Below are 16,892 nucleotides of genomic sequence, written 5' to 3'. Positions count from 1 at the left end.
TTGTACTTTTATAATCTTACCGAAACCAGTTGCCGTAAAAGGAATAAACGGCTTCTTTAATAATACTATGAATATACTTTGGATAATCGGGCTGTTGCTCGCCGCTTACTTAATTGGTTCTATTGCCACTGCTGTTTGGGTAAGTAAACGATTTTACGGAATGGATGTACGCGAGTACGGTAGTAAAAATGGGGGAGCAACCAATACTTTTCGGGTGCTGGGTAAAAAGCCAGGCACATTTGTGCTACTGTTCGACGTATTAAAAGGCTGGATCGCTACTTCATTAGCCCACATATTGGTACAGGTGCAGGCTATATCACCAGAAAATTTAATTTATTATCAATTAGCATTTGGTATATTAGCTGTAATTGGGCACGTATTTCCGATATATGTAGGCTTTAAAGGTGGCAAAGGCGTGGCTACTTTGTTGGGTATGGTATTGGCCATCCAGCCGCAGGCCGCGCTTATTTGCATCGGTATTTTTATTGTGGTGCTGTTGCTTTTTAAATACGTGTCGTTGGGTTCTATGATTGGAGCTCTGGCTTTTCCGTTATTGTTGCTATTAATTCCAGAATTTCATCCGGATAAACCGGTGCTTACTATTTTTGCCTTCTTACTGGCCGGGTTGGTCGTTTATACTCATCGTAAAAACATTAACCGATTAGTAAATGGCGTTGAAAGTAAAGTACCTATTACGCTTTTCGGCAAACGTTCTTAATTTTTTAAAGCTGCATTTAGTAAATTTAAATTTTTGATTCAGGTATAACTGCTAGTAGTAACTATTTTCTGATAAGAGCGAATTAAATAGTCTCGCCTGTAAAGCGGCTAGAGAGCATTTAAATTATTTTAAAGTTACTTAGTTGCAAGAAATCAGTTGCTTTATTCTCTTTGCTGCCTTAAAATGAAGGATTAATAGTTAAGGTAATAGTAAGTGTTTTTTTTATCTGATTCTACTAATATTTAATCTCTATTAAAACCTAATACTTAAAACGCTCCACTCTATAATTTATGGATTATACTTCTTATATCGAAGCCAACAAAAATCGGTTTATTTCGGAATTGTTTGATTTGCTCCGGATTCCTTCGGTAAGCGCCGATCCGGCTTTTCATGGGGATGTATTGCGGGCAGCCGATTTTCTGTCGCAAAAGCTGCGCGAAGCTGGTGCCGATAAAGTTGAAATTTGCCCAACGGCCGGTTATCCCATTGTTTACGGGGAAAAGATTATTGATTCCAGTTTGCCTACGGTTCTCATGTACGGACATTACGACGTACAACCCGCCGACCCCTACGAACTTTGGCATTCACCGCCCTTTGAGCCAGTAATAAAAGACGATAAAATCTACGCACGTGGCGCCTGCGACGATAAAGGTCAGTTATACATGCACATCAAAGCTTTCGAGATGATGATGCAGCAAAACCAACTGCCTTGCAACGTTAAATTTATGATTGAAGGAGAGGAAGAAGTAGGCTCCAATAACCTGAATACCTTTGTGCAGCAAAACAAAGAGCGACTGCAGGCCGATGTTATTATTATTTCGGATACCGGAATTATTGCTAATGATATTCCATCTATTACATCGGGCTTACGGGGATTAAGTTACGTGGAAGTAGAAGTTACCGGACCTAACCGGGATTTACATTCGGGTTTGTATGGCGGTGCCGTAGCAAACCCGATAAATATTTTATGTAAAATGATTGCCTCTCTGCACGACGAAAACAACCACATAACTATTCCCGGTTTTTACGATAATGTGCAGGAATTAACCGCCGAAGAACGGGCGGAGATGGCCCAAGCTCCATTTAACGTGGAAGAATATAAAGCAGCGTTAAATTTAGGTGATATCCATGGCGAGGAGGGTTACTCTACCATGGAGCGTAATTCTATTCGGCCAACCTTGGATGTAAATGGCATTTGGGGCGGTTATACTGGCGAAGGTGCTAAAACAGTAATTGCATCTAAAGCTTCGGCCAAAATTTCGATGCGCCTGGTACCGAATCAAACTTCAGAAGAAATAACCGAGAAGTTTCATAAACATTTTACTTCTATTGCTCCTAAAAGTGTGAAAGTAATTGTAAAACCGCATCACGGCGGCGAACCGGTAGTAACGCCTACTGATTCGGTGGCCTACCAGGCAGCCAGCAAAGCTTTCGAACAAACTTTCGGTAAAAAGCCCGTTCCAGTCCGAAGCGGTGGCAGTATTCCTATTGTAGCCATGTTTAAATCAGAATTAGGCTTAGATACCGTATTAATGGGTTTTGGCCTCGACTCTGATGCAATTCATTCGCCCAACGAACATTACGGTGTTTTTAATTTTTTGAAAGGCATTGAAACCATTCCGTATTTTTATAAATACTATGCCGAGATGAGCAAAGGTTAAATTATAGGTTGTAAGTAATCTGATTAAGTAATTTAATTTTAACTCCCTTATAATTAAAATATTTCATTTAGTAATTTTCTTGAAATGCATATAAAAAAGAAGGCCAGTAATTATTACTGGCCTTCTTTTTTATTCTTGTTTTTGCACTTACTTACTTACCAGTTGGTAATCTAAAGCCCACAGTGGCTTGGTATAAAGAATTACGGGCATTGGCTAATTCATCGCCATTATCATTTTTAGCTAAATGGCTGATACTGCCATTGTAACGTAGTCCAATGGTAATACCCATTGGCGCCTGAAAACCTAAACCAGCAGCGTATCCAATTTCTAACTCAGCTAAATTATCTTTGTCAATTTTCTTATAGCTTTCAAAATCAACACCGTTAATGGTTTTTTCAGTATTGTCCTGAATGCCTAATAAATAAGATAATTGCGGACCAGCTTCAAAGAAAATTGGACCAGCATTTACTTTTAGTAAGATAGGTAAATCTAAATAGCTGTAATTTACTTTTCCTTCGTAAGTAACTTGGTTACTTTGGCTAGTTATCGGATCAATTTCATTTACAGTAATATCTGCGTACTTGTAACCTTTCATAGAGTATAATAACTCTGGTTGTAAGGAGATAAAGTTATCGCCGGATAAAGGAATGTTATAGCTAATTCCGCCTACAAAGCCTATCTTATTTTTATTTAAATCTTCGTGTTTTAAATCGCCGGCTAAGTTAGATAAATTCGCACCCAGTTTAATTCCAATTTGGGCATGCGAAGCAAAAGAAATAGTAAAGGCAGTAAATAGTAAAAAAGCAATCTTTTTCATAGTAATAAAATTTAAGTTAATCGGTTAATTGGTGTTAGTCTTAATTGAATATTGTATTAAACTTATATTGTGTATTATGGTAGGTATACGTACATAAAATAAAATGTTGCGTTTTAGACCAAATAAATGTTATTTTTATTTAAATTGAGAATAAGTGGAAGTTAGCTAATTTGCACTTAAGTAATTTATACTTAAGAGACAATAGACATTTGTACCACTTGCTTTACCAGCAAGCGTAAGAAACAGAAAGGATATTTTTACTAATTTGAAGCTAATTTTATGCCAATAATCAAAAATGATCAGAAACTGCCTAATACTTAGGTTGTGGTTTATTGTATTAGGATGTTTTAGCTGCCTACTGGCTTTTGCTCAGGAGAAGATTCCAATTAGTATCGGTGCATCTTATTTGCAAGGCTCCGTGCTGGTACATAGCCCTAAAATAAGGCACTTACAAGGAGTAAATCCTGTTGGAGCCGAGATAAATCTGCAATACCAAACTACCGGCACTAAATTTTGGCATCAATTATATAAGTACCCACGCATTGGTATTTCACTTATTGCTTTCGATTACCAAAAACCTATTTTAGGGAAGTCCCTGGCAGCCAGTATTTACCTGAATAAATATGTTTATCATCGGGCTCAGGATCAAATAAGTATACGGGTAGGCACCGGATTGGCCTATTTTAGCAATCACTTCGACTGGCGGTTAAATGCTACCAATAATGTAATTAGTGCTCCTTTAAATGCTGTTATTCAATTTAGAGCAGAGTACGAACGAATACTTAGTCCGAAGTTCTCACTTTTGCTGGCTGCCGGAATTAATCATTATTCAAACGGTGGTAATGCCAAGCCTAATTTGGGAATTAATATAGGTACCCTTAGTCTGGGTTTAAACTACTATAGCCAACGTTCGTTTGAACCGCTGGTACAAGCATGGCCTCCCCCCGGAAATAAGCTTTCTTTTACTATTAGTGGTAGTGCCGGTATAAAGCAGCGTGACGATTTTGATACAATTACTTACACGGTTAAGTCGGTTGCGCTTTCGGCCATGCGGCAGTTAAACCCAAAAAGCACTCTACTAATTGGTTTGGAAGGGTTTTATGATCCTTCGCTCATTCCGCGACGCAACTGGGATCCGCGGGTAGAACCAGGTACTTCGCCGGATATTCGGAGAGTAGCATTGAATTTTGGTCATGAATTAGCCATTGGTAAATTAGGATTTGGCACGTATGTGGGCTGGTATGCCTACCGGCCGTATAAATCAGATGCTGCGTTTTACCAGCGGCTGGAGACCCGCTATCCGCTTACCCGCAATATTTACTTGGCTGCCGGTTTAAAATTACACGACCTGATTAAAGCCGATGTTATTGAATATCGGTTAGGATTTCGCTTTTGGAGGAAGAAAAACAGTCCACGGTCCACAGTCGATAGTCCATAGACCACAGCTCACTATTGATTAAAATTTATAGTCTATCGTCTATCGACTATCGACTGTGGACCGTGGACTATGAACTAATAAACTATCCAGCCCAACCTTCGCGGTCGAGGCTCCGGTACTGGATGGCTTCAGCTAAATGTTCTATACGGATATCTGGAGAATCAGCTAAATCAGCAATAGTACGGCTTACTTTTAAAATACGGTCGTAAGCGCGCGCCGATAAACCTAAGCGTTCCATAGCGGTTTTAAGTAAAGCTTTGCCGCCCGCGTTTATCTCACAAACTTCTTTCACCATTTGCGAAGGCATCATGGCATTGGAGTGAATATTCGGAAATTCTTTAAAGCGTTCTTCCTGAATTTTACGCGCTTTTATTACCCGCTCCCGAATGGCTTCGCTGCTTTCAGCTTTGCGCGATTCTGTCATTTGGTCGAAGGTTACCGGCGTTACTTCTACGTGCAAATCAATCCGGTCCAGCAAAGGCCCGCTCACTTTATTTAAATAACGCTGCACCACCCCTGGACCACACACGCAATCTTTATCCGGATGATTGTAGTAACCACACGGACACGGATTCATGCTGGCGATGAGCATAAAGTTAGCCGGAAAATCAATGGTCATTTTAGCCCGGGAAATAGATACTCTTCTTTCTTCAAGCGGCTGACGCATTACTTCCAGTACCGTGCGTTTAAATTCCGGCAATTCATCCATAAAAAGAACCCCGTTGTGCGATAAAGAAATTTCGCCGGGTTGCGGTACCCCGCCGCCACCTACTAAGGCAACATCTGAAATAGTATGGTGCGGTGCCCGAAAAGGCCGCGTGGAAAGCAAAGAAGCTGATTCGCCAAGCTTACCGGCCACCGAATGAATTTTAGTGGTTTCCAAAGCCTCGTGCATGGTAAGTGGAGGTAAAATAGAAGGCAAGCGTTTTGCTAACATGGTTTTACCAGCGCCTGGAGGTCCGATCATGATGGCGTTATGACCACCGGCGGCCGCAATTTCCAGGGCTCGCTTAATATTTTCCTGGCCTTGTACGTGCGCAAAATCGGCTTCGTATTGGTTAACCGTAGATTGAAAAATATCGCGGGTATCTATTACTAAGGGCGTAATATCTATTTTGCCATCAAAAAAATCAATGGCTTGTTTTATATTTTCAACCCCAATAATGTCTAAATTATTTACTATTGCTGCTTCGCGGGCATTTTGTACGGGCAATACAAATCCTTTAAAACCTTCTTTGCGAGCCTGAATGGCAATAGGCAGCACTCCTTTTACCGGACCTAAAGTGCCGTCGAGCGATAGCTCACCCATAATAACATACTCACCTAAACGTTCGCCGCGCATTTGGTCGGAGGCGGCCAGTATACCTAAAGCAATAGGTAAGTCGTAAGCGGAACCTTCTTTTCGAATACCCGCCGGAGCCATATTAATAACCACTTTCTGACGGGGCATGCGGTAGCCATTGTACTTCAGCGCGGATTCAATGCGTTGCTCACTTTCTTTAATCGCATTATCGGGTAAGCCAACCATATAATACTTGGTGCCGGGAGTAACATTTACTTCCATGGTAATGGTGTAGGCATTTACGCCTTGCACAGCGCTACCAAATGTTTTTACGAGCATGAAATCGCGTATAAGTTAGAATATAGGGAATTAGGTATGATTGGAAGCGGAACAGGAAATAAGGTAAATAAATTCCAGAAATTTAATTTCCGGGAAAGTATTTAATCAGATATAATTAAAGCTAAGTTTTACTTAAATCTATCCACAGCCTTTACCACTTGGATACTTTAAAAAGCAAAAGCACAAGCTTATTGCGGAGCCTGTGCCAAAAGATAAATATGTGCCACCGCAGCTTGTTTGGTAATAAATCTAAAATTTGCAATATGGTTACAAAGCTTATTTGCCTACTACACTTTGCTCGATTAGTAAAATCAGAATATGAATAACTTTAATGTGAATTTCCTGAATGCGATCGGCGTAGCTAAAATGAGGAACCCTGATTTCCACGTCGCTCAGGGAGGCGAGTTTACCACCATCTTTACCCGTAAGGCTAACTACTTTTAAACCTTTTTCGCGGGCAGTTTCGGCAGCTTTTAAAACGTTACCGGAATTGCCGCTGGTACTAATAGCCAGTAAAACATCTCCGGGATTTCCTAAGGCTTCGAGGTAGCGCGAAAAAACAGAATCGTAACCGTAATCATTACTTACGCAGCTCAGGTGGCTAGAATCAGAAATGGAAATAGCGGGCAAAGCCTGCCGGTCGTGGCGGTAACGGCCAGACAATTCTTCGGCAAAGTGCATCGCATCGCACATAGAACCTCCGTTGCCGCAAGATAAAATTTTGCCTTTGTTTTTAATGGCGTGGCTCATGAGCTGAGCCGCAGCCTCAATGCGTGCCGTTGTTTCCGGCTGGGCGATAAAAGAATTTAGTAAATTTTGGGCCTCTTTTAATTCGGCCAGAATAGTATTAGAAAAAGTAGACATGCAATTAAATAGGGTCAGAGTTTTTAGGCGATGACCGGTTGGGGTCCTGACCTGTTGAAAAACCAGGTTTTACAATTATTGTATTGCGATCGTAAACAGGAGTAGACGAATTCAAAGGGGCCGCACCAGTACTGCTATCGGTAGTTCGGCTGCTTTTATACTGTAGCATCTCTTGTTTCTGGTCGTAGAGTAAAGCTTTTAGTTCGTTTATTTTGTGTTGCGTATGAACCTGATCGCGTTTCAGGGTGGCAATATACAGATTTTCTACGAGGAGTTCGAGTAGCAAAATAACTCCGCCTACAATATAAAAAGTAGTATTAAAGTTAGGGTTAGCATCCTGGCCTACTTTCAATACATCCAGATAAATCAGGGTGGCAGCTATTAGGTATATAATTACAAGTACGTTTACAAATTTCTTTATCGCTTCCATAAGGATTTTTCTTTATGAGTGATGCTTTAGTTATAATACGTAAATGCTTTGCTTCGGGTAATAGTTATTTATTTAAGGATTATAATTTTATCCTGATGTAAGTATTTATAGGTGACTGTTAATCAAGAAAAAAGACAAAACTAAATAGGGTTGGAAAAATAAAGATAATAAGTTTTAAAACGCTGATTTGTACTTTAAGAAATTACGCTGTTGGTAATTTGCATTTGATTGAGCCGGGCGTATAAACCATTTTCGCGTAACAATTCTTCGTGCGTGCCGCGCTCCCGGATTTTACCTTTTTGCAGCACAATAATCTCATCGGCGTGCTGAATAGTACTCAGCCGGTGCGCAATTACCAGCGAAGTCCTGTTTTTCATCAGGTTAATTAAAGCTTCTTGTACCAGTTTCTCCGACTCAGTATCCAAGGCCGAAGTAGCTTCGTCCATAATTAAAATAGGCGGATTCTTTAAAATTGCCCGGGCAATACTAATCCGTTGCCGCTGTCCACCCGATAATTTACCGCCTCTATCCCCAATGATTGTCTGGTATCCGTCAGGGGTTTGTAAAATAAAGTCGTGGGCATTGGCAATTTTAGCGGCGGCAATTACTTCGGCTTCGGTAGCACCCGTTTTATTAAAAGCAATGTTGTTAAAAATGGTGTCGTTAAACAAGATAGATTCCTGGGTAACTACGCCCATTTGGTCGCGTAGGGAGTGCAGGGTACAAGTTTTAATATCTACGCCATCAATAGTAATAACTCCGGAGGCGGGGTCGTAAAAGCGCGGTAGTAAATCAGCCAACGTAGATTTGCCGCCTCCCGAAGGACCTACCAAAGCAATGGTTTTCCCTTTCGGAATAGTAAGGTCAATATGCTGCAATATCGGTTCGGTGCCGTAAGCAAAAGAAACATCGTGAAAAGTAATCGAATCACTGAAAGTGGGTAATGTTTTAGCGGTAGGTAAATCTCTGATTTGCGGCTGGGTATCAATAATGGCCAATATCTTATCGCCCGAAACTAAACCGCGCTGAATGTTGCTGAAAGCCGTGGAAATAGATTTGGCGGGCACCAGTACCTGCGAGAAAAGCACAATGTAGGTAATAAACTCACTCGCCGATAAATCGGATTGTTGATTGAGAACCAGCGTACCACCGTAAAACAAAATGCCCGCTACGGCGGCTACCCCCATAAATTCTGAAATAGGAGAAGCTAAGCTGCGTTTATTGGTAATGGACGTAATTATGCGGGCGTACCGGTTATTATGTTGACTGAACTTATCAATAACATATTCCTGGGCGTTAAAGGCTTTAATCACACGCATACCGCCTAAGGTTTCATCGATTATACTCAGAATAGTACCCAAAGACTCGTGCCCTTCTACAGCTCGTTGTTTTAATTTTTTAGAAATAGCTGAAATAATGTATCCTGAAACCGGCATTACCAATACCGTAAATAAGGTAAGTTTAACCGACATGGTGAATAGCATGGCAAATAAACCCACAATAGTAAGCGGTTCACGTGATACTACGTTTAAAGTACTGATAACGGAATTTTCAATTTCCTGCACGTCGGTAGTCAGGCGGGTCATTATATCGCCCCGGCGTTCGTTGGAGAAAAAGCCCAATTGCAATTGCGTAAGGCGTTCGTAAACGGTTAAACGTAAGTTGCGCACTACTTTGGCCCGGATAGCTCCATCTAAGCGCAAACTCAGGTATCGGAATAAATTGGCGAGTAAGTTTGATACCAGAATTAAAATACAAACAAATTGAAGAGCTCCGCTTTTTCCACCCTCCTGAATTATCTTCCCGAAATAGTAATTAAAATATTCTTTAGCGAAATCAAGACTGATGGAAAACTCCGGTTTTTGAAGAATAACTTGAGCTTTTGAAGTATCTACGGTTCCAAAAAGAACTTCGAGCAGAGGTATAAGTAAGGCAAAGTTAAATAAGCCAAAAACGATTCCGAGAAAAGTAAATATAAAATACTGCGGTACAAACCCACTAAATGGTCGGGCAAACTGCAGAATTCGCCAATAGGTTTTCATGCCGGCAAAGGTAATATAATTAGTCCATAGTCAATAGTAGATGGTTCACAGATGACAGACCATAGTGTTTTAGAACGCTAAGACTTAAACTAAGTGTAATTATTTTCTGAACGGACAATTATATGGCTTATCAGAGCATATAGCGGTAATATCAAAAAAGTGTACTTTAGTTAATCCTAATGGTAAGTTGATTTAAAGATGACGAATTGATAAACTAAAATTGATTAATAATCAAATAAATACGGCTATGGCTATCGTCAATGGACTGCGGGCTAAAAACCAGATTAAAACTCATGCAATCGTTGGGGAATATTCCAGCGGAAAGCCACAGTAGTATAAGCCGTATTGGTAGAGCGTATAGCCAGTTGACTATCTACTTTCCGGAAGATTTGTTTTATATCCAGAAACATGTTGTGCCGTAATTGCCACGAAGCCGTTAAGTCTATGTGCAATTGATTGGTAGTAATTCCCTGCCCAACTTTATTATTGTATTCCTGCGCCCGGGAGTTGTAGGATAGTAACACGTTATTCCCATAATTTATGGTATCGGTATCAGCTCCGTAGTGGGTGTAAATAGCTTTAGCGGTTAAGTTTAAACGTCCTACAGGCTGGTAGCGTACAATGCCAATCCATTCGTACAGGTTAGCGCCCATCGGGTGGGCGAGGGGTTGTTGATAATGTTGGTAATTAGTAAATTTATTTTCGTGCTGATACGTATAGGGGCGAATAAAATTAAATTCGGCTTGGGCATCCAGATTATCTACTCCAGCCACATCCAGGTATTTGGCACCTAATTGAAAAGCTTGCTTGTTACCCCACCAGCCGTTCCTGGCCCGCACGTTCGTTAGCGAAAATTCATCGAGCATTAACTGGCCGTATACCTGAGCCGTTTGCAACAAATTAGCTTTAAAATCGAAGCCTAACAGGGCATTGTCGTTACTGCCCAGCATAAGTTCTATACTCCGGTAAAAAATAATAGGATTCAGGTATTCTAACTCAAAATGACCTTTGTCGCGGGCGTAAACGACCGATTCAAAAACACCCACGTTAATATTGGGCGTAAAATTAATACCGAGGTGGTGGTAAGCGAAGTATTTCTTGGGTAGCAATTGATCCCTAAAATCGTAATCAGCATTCATTTCGGTGAACAAATTAGTATACTGTAACTTCCAGACGTTCACGTTAAATTTTAAGAAAAAATAAGCGGGTGCATAATCTGAAAGTACCAGGGAGCGGTAGCCATTACCAATAAAATTTTTGTCGTGGCCCAGTTGTACACTTACGTGTTTAGAAGCGGCGTAATTAAGGTAACCCCTGGCGGTAGTAAAATCATAACCTGCAGTTTTATCGTAACCGACTGATTTAAAAGGTTTGAAATAGCCTTCGTGTGGTAAAATGGTATCCCGCACAATCCGGTCATTTACGTATTCCGGAAACCGGGCCTGGTTATCGGTTACAAATGTGTAAAAACTTAATTTATCGTCGAGTTGGCCTTCTAACTGAATGCCGCGGGTATTAACGTAGCGCAAGCCTTCTACATCCGAGTCCAAGCCTCCTTCAAAATGAATAACTGGGTTAATGCGTAAAGTAAAATCGGGTATGTCTACGGAATATAAGTCGGCGGGCTGCCGGAAAAAATAACGCAAAAACGGTTTACCGAAGTTAGTTTGGTTTACCCGGTCGGTATAATTCCAGTTATCATTAAGTAAATAAGTAGCATTAAATTGGTCAGAGCGGGAGAGAGAGTCGCTTCGCCGGAAAGCTGCCTGTGCCAGGTCGGCAACTTCTTTCCGGAAGTATGGTTTAATACCTGTATGCAGGTTAGGAGCCTGCTTGCTGAATTTAATCTGAAAACGTTCTATTTTATGATACGTATCGGTGTCGAGTGGTACATAAGTGCTTTGAGCAAATGCTGCTGAAACAGAAAATAATAAGAAAAATAATGTAACTAGTAATCTCATAGAGAAGGAAAAAAGGTAACAACCAAAGTTTTACAATCCAAAATTTACTTTTCTGCCTTCTGTTTTTATGCTCGGCATAAAGTAAAATCTACAATATTAAAATAAGGATATACTATAAAATAGAACGCATAGTTTAATTCATTCCGGTATAAATTAGCGTACCATTCTTTAAGCCAATTAAATTTGGGTAGCGCAATTTCTGCACATTTCTTTTTATATCAAGACTTATTATATATGATGCCTTCAGATTCTGTTAATATTCTTACTCAAGAGCCATCAGTGGCCAGTCAATTTATTTCTGAACTGCGTAATGTGGAGGTGCAGCAAGATAGTATGCGGTTCCGGCGTAATCTGGAACGGCTAGGAGAGATAATGGCTTATAAAATTTCAACCCAATTAACTTACGCTCCGCAACAAATTCAAACCCCACTGGCTATCTGCGAACAACAATTACTGGTTGATTACCCCATTTTAGCTACAGTATTGCGGGCCGGATTGCCTTTTCACCAAGGGTTTTTAAATTATTTTGATAAATCGCCGAGTGCATTTGTAGCCGCTTACCGGATTGAAGCTACTTCCGAAATAGCCGTAAACGTGGAGTATTTAGTTGCGCCTTCGCTGGAGGGGCGCGTTTTACTGCTCGTAGATCCCATGCTGGCAACGGGCACGTCGCTGGCGCTTACCTATAAGGCTATGTTGCGGTTTGGTACACCTAGCCAGGTACATATTGCGGCCGCCATCGCCAGCCCCGAAGGAGTAAATCATATCCGGCAGCAACTTCCTCATGCCAGGCTCTGGTTGGGTGCCTTAGACGACCATCTGAATGACCGTTCTTACATTGTACCCGGGTTAGGCGATGCCGGTGATTTATCTTTTGGGTCAAAGATTTAAAAATAGTAATATTTTTATTTAACAAAAAGTCTGGTACTTTTCTTGTGTAACAATCCGCACTACAATTTTTACACGTACTTAGTACGTTATATAAGTTACAACTTAATAAATAAACTAGTGCAACATCTGGCTGCTGGAATAATGAAATATTTATCTGTTTACCTCCTGAGCATGGTTAAGTTTTTTGGCGGACCGCTGGCGGGGGTATCCATGGGCTTATCTTTCTGGATGACCTTATTGTTGAGCGTAACCGGCATGATGACGAGTGTATTTATCTTTTCGCAGATAGGTATGATGGTATCGAGGTGGTACGTTGAAAAACACCGGGCTAAGAATAAACCGGTTTTTACAAAAAAAAGCCGGAAAATTGTCCGGATTTGGCAAAAGTTTGGTATCCAGGGTATTGCTTTTTTAACACCCGTTATATTTAGTCCGGTAATTGGTACTATCATGGCCACGGTACTGGGAGCCAGTCAGCGTCATATTTTATTGCATATGCTCTGGAGCGCTATTTTCTGGGGAGTAGCTTTTACTTTTGCACTTCATGAGTTAAGTCACCTTAATCTTCCATTTCTTCATCATAAATAATAAATATGCTTTGTAGCTGAAAAAACAGGTAAGAGTATAGTTCTCTTACCTGTTTTTTTTGCCCTAAATTTTTCTTCTCACACAAAAGTTACCATTCAGAATAATTTGCCTAGGTTTAATTACTAAACTTTTTGCTTTTCGGTGCCTCCCTGCGTTAAAGTATTTTAGTAAATTTTTTACCCTTTTCGATTCAGCTTTAGTTTCTTGTTAAACCGTTAGGGAAAGTCTGGCTTTCTTACATTTTACTTTAAAGATTGTTGTTGCTTGTTTTTGCCAAAAACCAGGTAAACAGTTCTGTATTTTCTGGTTTTGTATCTATTTATTTTTTAGCATTGGGGAGCCTTAGCCCGGAGCAACAGAACAGATGCCCGAGCTTGTATTATTTTAACTTTATAACTTTGCAGTTTAATTGCCTATGAATTATCGCAAACTTGGCAAAACCAACTTAAATGTATCAGTTCTTGGATTTGGTGCTTCGCCTTTAGGTAACGTGTTTGATGTAGCCGACGAACAAGAAGGCGCAAGAGCGGTGCATTATGCCATTGACCAGGGAATTAATTTTTTTGATGTTTCTCCTTTTTATGGTTTAACCCTGGCCGAAGAACGACTGGGTAAAGCCTTGGTAGGAAAACGCCAGGATATAATTTTAGCTACCAAATGTGGCCGTTACGGTTTACAAGATTTTGATTTTTCGTATAACCGAATTCTGAAAAGCATTGATGAATCGCTAACAAGGCTTAAAACCGATTATGTAGATGTTTTGCAACTCCACGATATTGAGTTTGTGGATAAGAGTCAGATATTAAATGAAGCTATACCGGCAGTTCAGAAAATTAAAGAATCCGGGAAAGCCCGCTTTATAGGCATTACGGGTTTACCGGTACGCTACCTCGCCGGAATTGCCCGGCAAGTAGAACTGGATACGGTACTTTCGTGGGCGCATTATAATTTGCTGGAAGATGAAATTAACGAAGAGTTAGTACCGCTTTCCAAAGAAAAAGGCTTTGGCTTAATGAATGCCGCCCCTTTAATGCAACGTATTTTGTCGGATGCGCCTTTGCCCGAGTGGCACCGCTCGCCGCAGGATGTTAAAGACGTGCAACCCAAACTGCTACAATTATGCGAAAGCTACGGCGTGCGGTTAAGTGATGTAGCCATTAAGTACGCCGTAGATCACCCGGCTATTACCACAACCATTGTGGGTATGTGGGAAGCGAAGCACGTAGAACAGAACATAAAAGCTCTGGATTTAGAGATTCCGGCTGATTTAATGGAGGAAATTTTAAAAATTGTAACTCCGGTAAAAAACCAGATGTGGTTCGAAGGCAAATCAGAAAATAATATCCCAAAATCATCTTCGGGGAAATAGAAAAATTTAAAAAATGAATATTGTGTAGTATCTACTGCGCTTAATGAGGAAATACTCTGCAATGGACTTACAACCTATTACTTACAACATACAACTTGCTAAACATGAAGGCTTTATTTTTAGTGGAACCCGGTAAAACGGAAGTAAGAACTATAGAACCCGTAAAACCAGCACCCGAAGAAGTTCTGTTACGGATTGGAATGGTGGGGTTCTGTGGCGGCGACTTAAATGGATATCGGGGTTTATTTGAATTGCAGGAGTACCCAAATATTCTGGGCCACGAAGTAGGGGCTACAATTGAACAAGTGGGCAACCAGGTACCGGCGGAGTTTAAACCCGGCATGCGCGTTACGGTTTACCCGTATTTAAACTGCGGTACTTGCGTGTCGTGCCGGAAAGGCCGCCCGAATGCTTGTCAGGATAATAAAACCATGGGCGTGCGCCGGCCTGGTGCCATGACGGACTACATCAGCATTCATTGGAAGAATCTATTTACATCTGATAAGTTATCGCTCCGGGAACTAGCTTTAGTGGAACCACTTACCGTAGGGTTTCACGCGGCCGCCCGGGGCCGGGTTTCCGAAAATGATACAGTAGCTGTAATTGGGTGCGGAATCGTAGGGCTGGGAGCGATTGCGTCTGCGGTTAACCGGGGTGCTAAAGTAATTGCCATTGATATTGATGATTCTAAAATGGAAATTGCTAAGAAGATAGGCGTAGCGCATACTATTAACACTACCAAAGTAGATCTGCACCAGGCTTTAGCCGAAATTACCGACGGCGACGGCCCCGATGTAATTATAGAAGCAGTGGGAAGTCCGCAAACGTATCGGGCCGCAGTAGAAGAAGTAGCCTACACCGGCCGGGTTGTTTGCATTGGCTATGCTAAAAAGCCAGCTGAATTTAATACGGGCATTTTTGTGCGCAAAGAAATTGAAATTCTAGGCTCCCGTAATTGCCTGGGCGAGTTTCCGGAAGTAATTAGCTACCTAGAGTCCGGCAAATTTCCGGTAGAGACGGTTATTTCAAAAACAGTTTCCATTGATGAAGCGGGCGCGGCTCTAGCCGCCTGGTCAGATAATCCGGGACCCATCACCAAAATAATGGTAGATTTTGAAAAGTAGAACTAAGTAGCCTTGCGGCTTAAGTTGTTATAAATATTAACTAAAGAATTCCCCATTTAAAACTTATAAATTACAACGTAGAACATCCTCCTTTCATGATAAAATCCTGCGTTACTATTGCCCTCGTTCCGCAAATAAAAACCGGACCTTGGATATATTGGGAAGATTTAGAGGCTAGCATTACAAAAGCAGCCCAACTTGGGTTTGATGCGATTGAGCTTTTTACCGCTTCGGCGGATGCCGTAGATACAACAACTTTAACTCAATTACTGGAACGTTCCGGTTTAAATTTAGCGGCGGTGGGTACCGGTGCCGGAAAAGTTATCCAGGGACTTACTTTAACCGATCCCAATCCGGAAATCCGAAAACAGGCCGTTGCTTTTATCTCGGATATGATTTTGTTTGGGGCAAAATTTAAAGCGCCCGCTATTATTGGCTCCATGCAAGGTAATGTAGCGCCAAGCGGAGACCGGTCCCAAACGCTGGAATGGCTGGCAGAAGGATTGACCACTTTAGGAAAAATAGCCGAAAGCAACGAAGTAAACTTAATCTATGAGCCACTAAACCGCTACGAGACGAATTTAATCAATAATCTGAGCGACGGCGCTAAATTTTTAAATTCTTTAAATACCCGGAACGTAAAGCTATTAGCCGATTTGTTCCACATGAACATCGAAGAAAGTTCTTTGCCGGAAAGCATCCGTAATAACAGAGCCGCTATTGGGCACATTCACTTTGCCGATAGTAACCGCCGACCAGTTGGCTACGGTCATACTTCGGTACCTGAAATTGCAGCGGCATTGCAAGAAATAAACTACGATGGCTATTTATCTGCCGAGGCATTTCCCTGGCCTAACCCGGACGATGCCGCCCAACAAACTATAACAGCTTTTAACCAATTTTTTAAAAATTAGTAAGTATTCAAACCACTCCCAAAATATGCAGCGATTTTGCTTTGCTTTAGACTTAGTAGATGATCCGGAGTTAATCCGGGAATACGAAAATTACCATAGCCCTGGTAACGACTGGCCCGAAGTAACGAAGAACGACCTAGATGCCGGCATTATTAATTTGCAAATTTACCGGACTGGTAACCGCATGTTCATGATCATGGACACCGACGATGATTTTACCTTCGATAAAAAAGCAGCATTAGATGCTACGGTGCCGAAAGTGCAGGAATGGGAAAAACTCATGTGGAAATACCAGGTGCCTTTGCCTTGGGCCAAAGAAGGTGAGAAATGGGTATTAATGGATCAAATATTCCAGTCCGGTGCAAAAAAGGCTTGAGTTTTTTACTAAATAAAAAAGCTGGTTAAACACTTCCATCTGTTGAACAATGTTTAACCAGCTTTAAAAATTAAAAAT

15 protein-coding genes are annotated in these 16,892 nt (G+C 41.1%); 9 read left to right on the top strand and 6 right to left on the bottom strand.

Going from position 1 to position 16,892, the window contains the following annotated elements; translation table 11 throughout:
- The first annotated feature begins 67 nt into the window (after nucleotides 1-67).
- Nucleotides 68-718 carry a glycerol-3-phosphate 1-O-acyltransferase PlsY gene (gene plsY, locus HUW48_RS23405; RefSeq protein ID WP_182413238.1) on the top strand — a complete coding sequence of 217 codons (651 nt, stop codon included), beginning with the start codon at nucleotides 68-70 and terminating at the stop codon, nucleotides 716-718.
- 290 nt (nucleotides 719-1,008) lie between these two features.
- Nucleotides 1,009-2,379 (top strand): dipeptidase, encoded by a 1,371-nt coding sequence (locus tag HUW48_RS23400; protein ID WP_182413237.1) that lies wholly within the window; start codon nucleotides 1,009-1,011, stop codon nucleotides 2,377-2,379.
- A gap of 151 nt (nucleotides 2,380-2,530) precedes the next feature.
- Here the strand turns inward: HUW48_RS23400 and HUW48_RS23395 are convergent, their stop codons facing one another.
- Nucleotides 2,531-3,196 carry a porin family protein gene (locus HUW48_RS23395; protein WP_182413236.1) on the bottom strand — a complete coding sequence of 222 codons (666 nt, stop codon included), beginning with the start codon at nucleotides 3,194-3,196 and terminating at the stop codon, nucleotides 2,531-2,533.
- Between the two features lie 295 nt (nucleotides 3,197-3,491).
- On the opposite strand from HUW48_RS23395, the gene HUW48_RS23390 reads away from it, so the two are divergent.
- Nucleotides 3,492-4,634, top strand: coding sequence for an acyloxyacyl hydrolase (locus HUW48_RS23390; protein WP_182413235.1), 1,143 nt, complete (start codon nucleotides 3,492-3,494; stop codon nucleotides 4,632-4,634).
- Between the two features lie 82 nt (nucleotides 4,635-4,716).
- Here HUW48_RS23390 and HUW48_RS23385 read toward each other — a convergent pair whose 3' ends face one another.
- The 5 genes from HUW48_RS23385 to HUW48_RS23365 all read right to left on the bottom strand — a co-directional run bounded on the left by HUW48_RS23385 (nucleotide 4,717) and on the right by HUW48_RS23365 (nucleotide 11,552).
- The gene (locus HUW48_RS23385) at nucleotides 4,717-6,255 is read right to left on the bottom strand and encodes a YifB family Mg chelatase-like AAA ATPase (RefSeq protein ID WP_182413234.1); all 1,539 of its coding nucleotides are present in this window, start codon (nucleotides 6,253-6,255) and stop codon (nucleotides 4,717-4,719) included.
- Nucleotides 6,256-6,531: 276 nt separating this feature from the next.
- Nucleotides 6,532-7,119 carry a D-sedoheptulose 7-phosphate isomerase gene (gene lpcA, locus HUW48_RS23380; protein ID WP_182413233.1) on the bottom strand — a complete coding sequence of 196 codons (588 nt, stop codon included), beginning with the start codon at nucleotides 7,117-7,119 and terminating at the stop codon, nucleotides 6,532-6,534.
- A 4-nt stretch (nucleotides 7,120-7,123) separates the two neighbouring features.
- Nucleotides 7,124-7,549: a hypothetical protein gene (locus tag HUW48_RS23375; protein ID WP_182413232.1), complete on the bottom strand. Its 426-nt coding sequence runs from the start codon at nucleotides 7,547-7,549 to the stop codon at nucleotides 7,124-7,126.
- 194 nt (nucleotides 7,550-7,743) lie between these two features.
- Entirely contained in the window at nucleotides 7,744-9,591 is a 1,848-nt protein-coding gene (locus HUW48_RS23370; RefSeq protein ID WP_182413231.1) for an ABC transporter ATP-binding protein, read from the bottom strand.
- 284 nt (nucleotides 9,592-9,875) lie between these two features.
- Nucleotides 9,876-11,552, bottom strand: a complete 1,677-nt coding sequence (locus HUW48_RS23365; RefSeq protein WP_182413230.1) for a hypothetical protein — start codon at nucleotides 11,550-11,552, stop codon at nucleotides 9,876-9,878.
- 234 nt (nucleotides 11,553-11,786) lie between these two features.
- On the opposite strand from HUW48_RS23365, the gene upp reads away from it, so the two are divergent.
- The 6 genes from upp (at nucleotide 11,787) to HUW48_RS23335 (ending at nucleotide 16,814) form a co-directional block, all read left to right on the top strand.
- Entirely contained in the window at nucleotides 11,787-12,443 is a 657-nt protein-coding gene (upp, locus tag HUW48_RS23360; RefSeq protein WP_182413229.1) for a uracil phosphoribosyltransferase, read from the top strand.
- 141 nt (nucleotides 12,444-12,584) lie between these two features.
- Nucleotides 12,585-13,031, top strand: coding sequence for a hypothetical protein (locus tag HUW48_RS23355; RefSeq protein WP_182413228.1), 447 nt, complete (start codon nucleotides 12,585-12,587; stop codon nucleotides 13,029-13,031).
- A gap of 415 nt (nucleotides 13,032-13,446) precedes the next feature.
- On the top strand, nucleotides 13,447-14,400 hold the full coding sequence (locus HUW48_RS23350; protein WP_182413227.1) for an aldo/keto reductase: 954 nt from the start codon (nucleotides 13,447-13,449) through the stop codon (nucleotides 14,398-14,400).
- Between the two features lie 104 nt (nucleotides 14,401-14,504).
- Nucleotides 14,505-15,524, top strand: coding sequence for a zinc-binding alcohol dehydrogenase family protein (locus tag HUW48_RS23345; RefSeq protein WP_182413226.1), 1,020 nt, complete (start codon nucleotides 14,505-14,507; stop codon nucleotides 15,522-15,524).
- 95 nt (nucleotides 15,525-15,619) lie between these two features.
- Nucleotides 15,620-16,438 carry a sugar phosphate isomerase/epimerase family protein gene (locus HUW48_RS23340; RefSeq protein ID WP_182413225.1) on the top strand — a complete coding sequence of 273 codons (819 nt, stop codon included), beginning with the start codon at nucleotides 15,620-15,622 and terminating at the stop codon, nucleotides 16,436-16,438.
- Between the two features lie 25 nt (nucleotides 16,439-16,463).
- Nucleotides 16,464-16,814 carry an L-rhamnose mutarotase gene (locus tag HUW48_RS23335; RefSeq protein ID WP_182413224.1) on the top strand — a complete coding sequence of 117 codons (351 nt, stop codon included), beginning with the start codon at nucleotides 16,464-16,466 and terminating at the stop codon, nucleotides 16,812-16,814.
- Nucleotides 16,815-16,892 lie beyond the last annotated feature (78 nt).

The sequence above is a fragment of the Adhaeribacter radiodurans genome (assembly GCF_014075995.1).
GTDB lineage: Bacteria > Bacteroidota > Bacteroidia > Cytophagales > Hymenobacteraceae > Adhaeribacter > Adhaeribacter radiodurans.
Note: the sequence above shows the minus strand (reverse complement) of the source record. Positions and strands in the feature narration are given on the sequence as shown.